Here is a 7,318-nt window from a genome sequence, read left to right as displayed (position 1 = left end):
ATGCTTGGCGACACCAGGCTCGAACCCGATCTCGACGACCTGCTCTGGTCCTTCGCAAACGTCTTCCACCGCGCCGCCGAGCGCGTCGCCCGCAGCCTCGATCGTAACGAGGAGGCCCAGCGTTCGAGCCAGCAGGAGCAGGACGGCTCGGAGGTGAAGTCCGTCGAGCTGGAACGGCTGACCGCGGAAGGCATCACCTATATCGAGCGCCGCAACGTGCTGGAAATCATGCGCGATGAGGCTGCCGACCTCTACGAGGCACAAACCGGATCGGCATGGCGGCCGCGCACCGGCTCCAAGGTCTCCCACCAGGCGATGACCGCTTCGGTGATCGACTCCAGAGACTTCCTCGCCGCCCGCCGCCACGCCGAAACCGAGGTGCTCGTTCCTGCCGGCACCAAGATTGCCTTCGCCGGTGGTCTCGACTGCAACGATCACGACCGGATCTGGAACGCGCTCGACAAGGCCCGCGAGAAGCATCCCGACATGGTCCTGCTCCACGGCGGCAGCCCGCGTGGCGCCGAACGCATCGCCGCCTGCTGGGCCGAGAACCGCAAGGTCACCCAGATCGCCTTCAAGCCGGACTNAACGCATCGCCGCCTGCTGGGCCGAGAACCGCAAGGTCACCCAGATCGCCTTCAAGCCGGACTGGACCCGGCACGCCAAGGCGGCTCCGTTCCGCCGCAACGACCAGCTTCTCTCGGTGGTGCCCTACGGCCTGATCGTCTTTCCCGGCTCCGGCATCACCGAGAACCTTGCCGACAAGGCGCGTCGGCTCGGCATCCCCGTGTGGCGGTTCGCGGAGGACGGCGCGTGAGCGCCGTTTTCTTGCAAATCTAGAAAATCCAGATAATATGGAGATCGATAAGGAGTCCAGCCATGCGCCAGTTCACGACGGGGGATCTCAACNGCCGCGAACCCGTTATTCTTACCAAGCACCGGAAACCCCGGTTCGTGCTGATGAGTTACGAGCACTACGAACGGATGCGCATCGGCGGCGATCCCCGCCGCGCATACCGTGTCTCCGAGATGCCGGAGGAACACACGGAACTCTTCGCCGCCGAGATCGACCGATTGGCGCGCGGGGAAGGATACGATGAGGAGCGGTAGATTCCTGCCTGGTCAGGTGATCTCCTACCCGTATCTTTGGGCATGGCAACACGAGCGCGGCGAAACGGAAGACCGCAAGAGCCGGCCCACCTGCGTGGTCATCGCTGTCCGCGGCGCAAGAGATGGCCTGACCCATCTCGCGCTCCTGGCGATAACCACCCAGCCACCAACCAGCGATCGGGTCGGTTTGGAAATCTCCACTATCGAGTGCCGCCGCGCCGGTCTGACCGATCTCAAACGCTGCTGGATCGTGGTTGACGAATACAACTACGATATTGCCGAACGCTCCTGGTACATCGAAGCCGACGGTAAGCCCCTCGGTCGTTTCAGCAAGGCATTCATGATGAAAATCGCAGGCGCCTTTATCGAAGGGCGCAGCGAGGGCCGCCGCGTCAGCCGTCTGGATTGACGTTCTCTTTCGCGGCCATGCGCTCGATCCAGGACGTGAGCCTCTGGCTGGCCGACAAAGACCACTAGCTCCAAGCGCGAAGCGCAACTAGCCAGATGCGCGTAGCGCCTCCGGCAGCTGCAGGATCCGGGCGCGCCGGCCTGCGGCCGGCCGGGCTCTCGTCGCGGCGTCCCGCCGCTTCCCGAGCCAGCTTTGCCGTCTCGGCCTTCGGGTGACGATCCCTCGCGCAGGGCCAGGGGAGAGGGCGGCCGGCGCGGGGCGGGGGACGCGGGAGAGAAGGGAAAGTCACCATGTCGATGATATTCATAGGTGGATCACGCGACATATTCGAGCTGCCGGAACCTGCCATCGCTCGCATCGGCGCAATCGTTGCTGCCGAGCACGGCGTGCTGGTTGGCGACGCGCCTGGAGCCGATGCCGAGGCGCAGGGCCTGCTCGCCGGCTACAAGTACGAGCACGTCGGGGTCTTCCATGCCGGCAAGGAACCCCGCAACAATCTGGGCGACTGGGCCGCCTACCATGTTCCTTCTCCTGAAGGAGCTCACGAGCACTGGTTCCACGCCGCCAAGGACCGGGAGATGGTGCGGCGCGCCGACTTTGGGATGATGGTCTGGGACGGCGCATCACCGGGCACGGCCGTCAACGTGCTTCGGCTCGCCATCGCGAACAAGCCGTGCGTCATTTACGATCTGGCCAGGGGCCGGATGGCGACCACGTACAATGTGGAAGACTGGTGCGCGATGCTCCGCCATGCTGATCCGGACATTCGCCGCCAAGCCGAAGCCCGCATGACGCCGGATGAGCGTCTAACGTTGCCAGGATGATGGATGCGGTCCTGCCGACAGGCCCTGCGGGTTCAATCCGATATGTGATCCGGCTCCTCGCCGCCTAACCACTTGTATGAGCGGACGGAGCCGGCCCCTTTCGAAACCGGTCCACGCGCAGAGCCGCGGGGCGTTGTACGGATGGTTCATCTTGACCCGTCTCGCATCTGAAGCGGGTGAAAGTGTGCCGAACATCCTGGCTTGCTTGGTCATCCAACCTGGCTGCGAGGCATCGCCCAGAGGGCGTGAAGTTCGCTGCCAGTCGGCTCCGATCTCGAAACCGCTGTGACGCCATACCGAACGCGCTAGGCGGTTCACGCGCCATGCTGCTGTTTGAGGCATTGACGACGCAGGCGACATGACCCGAGAGGCTGCAGCCTGTTCCTGCGATCCGGCAGCATTGCGTCGGCGGTCAAGCGATGGCGGCCTGAGGTCTTGTCCATCTGCCGCATCCGGGGCCATTCCCGTTTCATGTCGCCTTTGTAGACGACCGCCTGCTTTGTGCGGTCAACCCCCGTTGGGGGTACACTCGGCGAATATTCAGGAAAATTCGATTTCTGTTTTTTGTCTGCGGGCAGGCGAAGGGCCTGCCCGCTATTTTTGGGCAAATAGAATTTTCCAGAATTTTCGCCGAGATGACCGCAGCAGGACGGCCCTCTCCTTTGGCGCCATNCATCGGGAATGGTCCCGATGCAACCGAAGGAGAACTACCATGGCCACCACGATCGCAAACCTCACCACCAAGGCCGACGGCTCGATGGAAGGCGTCTTCGCCACGCTCCGGGTCAATGCCCCGATCACCCTCATCCCGAACACCAACAAGTCGCGCGAGGACGCCCCCGACTACCGGATCGTCAACAAGCGCACGGGCTTCGAGATCGGAGCCGGCTGGCACCGCATCTCCCAGCGTTCGGGCGAGGAATACCTCTCGGTCAAGCTGGAGGCCCCCGAGATCGGCGTCATCTTCGGCAATCTCGCTCCCGCCCCGGGTGGCGAGGAAAACAAGAAGGTCATCCTCTGGAACAACCCCCAGTGAGGCATTGGTGGCCGGCCCCTCGNTCCCCACCGGCAAAAGGAGGTTGCAATGAGCCGCTACACCATCACTGTTACGGGCACCGTTTCCGGACAGGTCCGCTCGGATCCAGACGCCGTCATCGGCTACGACCCACCGCTTCGGACTTACTTCCTGCAAGCGTTCCCCCACGAAGTGACCGACGAGTCCGCGCTCTGGCTTGGCACCCGCGATCACGCGTCCGAAGCGCTTGAGGATCTTCGCCATGCAGCCATCTCACACGGCTACGACTTCATGCCGCTGTCGCCCAAACTGACCGCAAAGCTGGTCGACGACAAAGCGGCAGCCAGCGGGCGTCCGGTGCGAGACGCAATCCTCGGCGAGGTGCTGAAACACCTCAACCAACCCAAGTAGGCAAACACGTCTCAAGGGCCCGCGACGGAGTGCTCCGTCGCGGGCCCTTTTTTTGCGCGTCGCAAAAGAGCCACGAACATCACCCGTCGCGGCATGCGATAGCGACTCCCGACCGCTGATTATTCCTTCGGCAGTTTGTGCTTATGAATGCGGATATAATCCTGCACAGCCTTTCGCAGCAGTTCGGTCATGCTGTGCCCGTTGCTGATCGCCAGCAACTTGAACTGCCGCTGCTCCGCAGCCGTCAGGTAGTAACCGCAGCGGATCATCTCCTCCTCGCGAATCTTCTTTCCGGCGATGGGGTCNCGCGGTTTCTTCACTCATGCCGCGTTCCTTGTGGCTTCGATGAAGGTTTGCAGAAGGTCGTCAAAGACCCCTTCGCTCTCGGCAACCGCCTTCGCGTCAGGCAGCTCGGGGCTGTAAAGGGTCTGCCCGGTCTGAAGGTCGCGGTAGGCAACGCGATTGTGCAGGACGTGTTCTGCAATGGGCGTGCCGTTGGCCTGGATGATGGCGCGCAGTCCGGTCAGAGCTCGCGCCCTGCCATCGATGATGGTCTGCTTGGTCAGCACGAATATCGCTGGCAACGGTCTCCCCCGGCTCTCGACCGCCAGTGGGATGTAGTGGTCGGTGATCTGGATGGCGGCGGTCACATCGTCGAGGGCAAAATAGACCGGCACGACGACAATATCGGCGGCGAAGAGCCCGGCCATGAGGTTATCGTTTGTGGTGCCTTCCGTATCGATCAAGACGACCGAGCGTTCACCGTTGTGAGTGGCTGCCGCGCGGAGGATTTCCTGCGGGGTCATCGCGCTCACTATCTGGAGCGTGTCAGGACAATTGCCAGCGTCGCCCAGCATCTGGAACCAGCGATTCATGTTCTGCCGCCGATCGCCGTCGATAAGGGTGACCGAATAGCCCCGATGCAGCGCGACGGATGCGAGGGCGCGCAGCATCGTCGATTTGCCAGTGCCGCCCTTGGGGATCGCAGCGGATATGATCATGGGGGCCTCCTTCCGGCGTTGTCTCCTTGTTTCCATGTTAACATGGAAACAAGTCAACATGGAACAATATCACGGTCGAGACATGGTGACATAGTCAACGGGGAAGACTGGTTTGGCAACCCAGGCGCGCACCAATAAGGGCTCGTTCACGGTGCGGTTTTTGCGCAGCTGCTATCTGCAGCGAAGGAATAGGTCCGGTGGCCCATCGACTGCGCATTTCCGACTACGCATCAGAGGGCGGATGTTTCCATGTTAACATGGAAACAAGTCCTCAACGCATCATAGACACACTACATCAAGTCACGATGGAAACACATCGCGACCGGCCCGCTGCGGTTGACAACTGGGCTGGTGAGAAAGGAACGTCGGCTTTGTCCTTTTCCATCTTCTCTGGCAGGATAGCCTATTTTGTGATACACACAAAATAGGCGGCGCGGCCCTGTCGGGCCTTAGCGCCCGCAAGCGGGCTTGAGAGATGGATGCAGGCGCCCAGAAAGCAGCGGTACAGAACGCGTCACGACGCTACGGCGAGGTGACGCACATCCGGTTTTCGGCTGACGAGCTGGCCAACCTTAAAGCCATTGCGGAGCGAGACGGCGTTACCGTCAGCGAGGTCGTCCGGCGTCTGGTGCGGGCAGAGGTCGGGCATCTGCCTATCGCATCAGAGGCGTTGCGGCCGGCGATCGTGGACATGACCGATCAGCTGCGGCGCGTTGGCATCAATTTCAATCAGGCCGTGCGCGCCATGAACGACGGCCGTGTTGCCCACGATGAGGATCTTGAACAGGCGCTGGTCGCCGTGGGCAACCTGGTGCGGCAGTTTCGCGAGGAACTGAAGGCGATGACTGGCGGGTCACGCAAGGCGAGGGAGGCCAGGCCATGAGCGGTCGTCTTGCTGGCTACGCGGCCGAAATCGAACGCTATCTGCGGGGCGAGTCCGGCATGAAGCATGAGGACCTGGACGACGACAATTCTCTNGTGTCCAGCAGGGCTCCGAAGGCCGCCACGGCTGCGAGATCGCACAAGGCCGCTCGCGCGCCGATCATGGCCTATAGCGCCACGCTCGCCGGGTTCCGGCCGGAAGAAGAGGAGGAAGACTGGAAGCGGCGCGGCGGCGGCGGCCGTGGTGCGGGTCGCGCGAGCGCTACAGGGCGAGCGGCGCGGGCGAGCTATCAGGCGCGCGCCGTGGCAGCACGGGCAGGCTATGCGGCGGGTGCGCAGCCTGCTGTGTTTAAGGTCATGCCCAATCCTCCGTCGACCAAGGAGGCCGCCGCTCGGCTTCTCAATTACATCGGGAAGCGCGAGGACGAACAAGGCGAGAAACACGACATCAAGATTTTTGACGAGGACGGGAAGGTGCTTGCGACAGGCGCCGCACGAAACGCGTTCCTGGAAACGTTTTGCGAGACGTTCGAACCACCCCTGGAAAATACCAATTTTCTGGAGGTTCGTTTCGAGCTCGCCGGGGAGGTCACCGATGCCGCCTTGAGCGAGGCGCTGAATAAGGCCTTCGGTTCAAAACCGTTCATCTATGCACGGGGCGGTCAGGCGGTGGAGGTTTACGCGCACACCGATGAGCGGGCTGGACCGCTTGCGAGAGTCCTGGCCGGCGGTCGGGAGAATTCGCGCAGCAAGGCGCTCGACAAGATCGAGGCGCGGTTGTCTGAGGCGATGGGCGCGGCGGGAGTGGTAGCCGAGGCAGAGGTAACGGCGGCCGTCAGCCGTGAACCCAAAGCGAAATATTTCCTGCAGAAGTTCATCCGCACCCACAGCCAGGTCCGCCACGCAAATGGCGAGCCTGTGCCTGCGGTGAAGAATTCCACGAAGGCGGCGGCTTCGGTCTATGAGCAATGGCGCCCGCAGTTTTCGGGGCGTGAGCGACGCAATGCCTATCACCTGCTTTTCTCGGCGAGAGCCGGCACCGATGCCAACGCCGTCATGACCGCGGCGCGCGCCGTGCTCGAGGAGCGCGCGCCAGGATACAAGTTCGTCCTGGCGCATCACAAGGACACCAAGCACGTCCATATTCATGCAATGGTGCAGGCACGGTCAGCCGATGGCGAACGCCTGAAATTCTACAAGCCAGATCTGATGGCCTGGCGCGAGACCTTTGCGGAAAAAGCACGCGAGAACGGCATTGCCATGGTGGCGACGCGGCGCATGGATCATGCGATGACGCGGCCATTCACGAAGGAGCATGCCGGAGCCTACAGCCGCGCCCAGAGCGATCCGCGCTACCAGGTCACCGCCAGGACGATCGAGCGAGTGGAGGCCAAGCGGCAACGCCGTTTGGATGGACAATCCCTTGTCGTGAACGGCGATGCAATCGCTGCCGCATGGCAAAAGACAGTGACGACCATGCGGACCGCGGGCGTAGTCGGTCGGGCTCTCACGGCAGCGGAGTCGATCGGCAACAATTTTCTGCAGTTCCGTCGCGATCGGACAGGGGAGGGGCAGCCAGGTTCCGCGGGTCGCGCAGCTGATCAATCGGGGCAAAAGTCTTTTCTGTCCCATCCTGGTATGAGAGAATTGAATGCACTGATAGGAG

General features: G+C 62.4%; 8 protein-coding genes and 1 pseudogene. 8 read left to right on the top strand and 1 reads right to left on the bottom strand.

The genetic code is table 11. The features are described from left to right. The 6 genes and pseudogenes from X760_RS73405 to X760_RS73380 form a co-directional block, all read left to right on the top strand. Positions 1-817, top strand: a pseudogene (locus X760_RS73405) (DUF2493 domain-containing protein); the annotation flags it as partial. A 62-nt stretch (positions 818-879) separates the two neighbouring features. Further along, complete coding sequence (locus X760_RS73400) at positions 880-1,110, top strand: type II toxin-antitoxin system prevent-host-death family antitoxin (protein ID WP_023723231.1); 231 nt, start codon at positions 880-882, stop codon at positions 1,108-1,110. Then, positions 1,097-1,519 (top strand): hypothetical protein, encoded by a 423-nt coding sequence (locus tag X760_RS73395; protein WP_031195560.1) that lies wholly within the window; start codon positions 1,097-1,099, stop codon positions 1,517-1,519. Before X760_RS73400 ends, X760_RS73395 begins: the two co-directional genes overlap by 14 nt. Positions 1,520-1,809: 290 nt before the next feature. Beyond that, positions 1,810-2,343 (top strand): hypothetical protein, encoded by a 534-nt coding sequence (locus tag X760_RS73390; protein ID WP_023723229.1) that lies wholly within the window; start codon positions 1,810-1,812, stop codon positions 2,341-2,343. A gap of 712 nt (positions 2,344-3,055) precedes the next feature. Then, positions 3,056-3,379 carry a DUF736 family protein gene (locus tag X760_RS73385; protein ID WP_006205585.1) on the top strand — a complete coding sequence of 108 codons (324 nt, stop codon included), beginning with the start codon at positions 3,056-3,058 and terminating at the stop codon, positions 3,377-3,379. 48 nt (positions 3,380-3,427) lie between these two features. After that, positions 3,428-3,769, top strand: coding sequence for a hypothetical protein (locus X760_RS73380; protein ID WP_023723228.1), 342 nt, complete (start codon positions 3,428-3,430; stop codon positions 3,767-3,769). A 320-nt stretch (positions 3,770-4,089) separates the two neighbouring features. On the opposite strand, the gene X760_RS73370 is transcribed toward X760_RS73380, so the two are convergent. Beyond that, positions 4,090-4,770 carry a ParA family protein gene (locus X760_RS73370; RefSeq protein WP_023723226.1) on the bottom strand — a complete coding sequence of 227 codons (681 nt, stop codon included), beginning with the start codon at positions 4,768-4,770 and terminating at the stop codon, positions 4,090-4,092. Between the two features lie 475 nt (positions 4,771-5,245). Here X760_RS73370 and X760_RS74130 point away from each other — a divergent pair, with 475 nt between their 5' ends. Both X760_RS74130 and X760_RS73365 read left to right on the top strand, forming a co-directional pair. Continuing rightward, a complete protein-coding gene (locus X760_RS74130) occupies positions 5,246-5,653 on the top strand; it encodes a hypothetical protein (RefSeq protein WP_023723225.1) in 408 nt (135 codons plus the stop codon). Beyond that, positions 5,650-7,318 (top strand): relaxase/mobilization nuclease domain-containing protein (locus X760_RS73365; protein ID WP_023723224.1); only part of this gene is annotated, 1,669 nt, incomplete at its 3' end. The genes X760_RS74130 and X760_RS73365, both read left to right, overlap by 4 nt.

It is taken from the genome of Mesorhizobium sp. LSHC420B00, assembly GCF_000503055.1.
In the GTDB taxonomy this organism is placed as follows: Bacteria; Pseudomonadota; Alphaproteobacteria; order Rhizobiales; family Rhizobiaceae; genus Mesorhizobium.
This window is presented reverse-complemented; position numbering and strand designations above follow the sequence as displayed.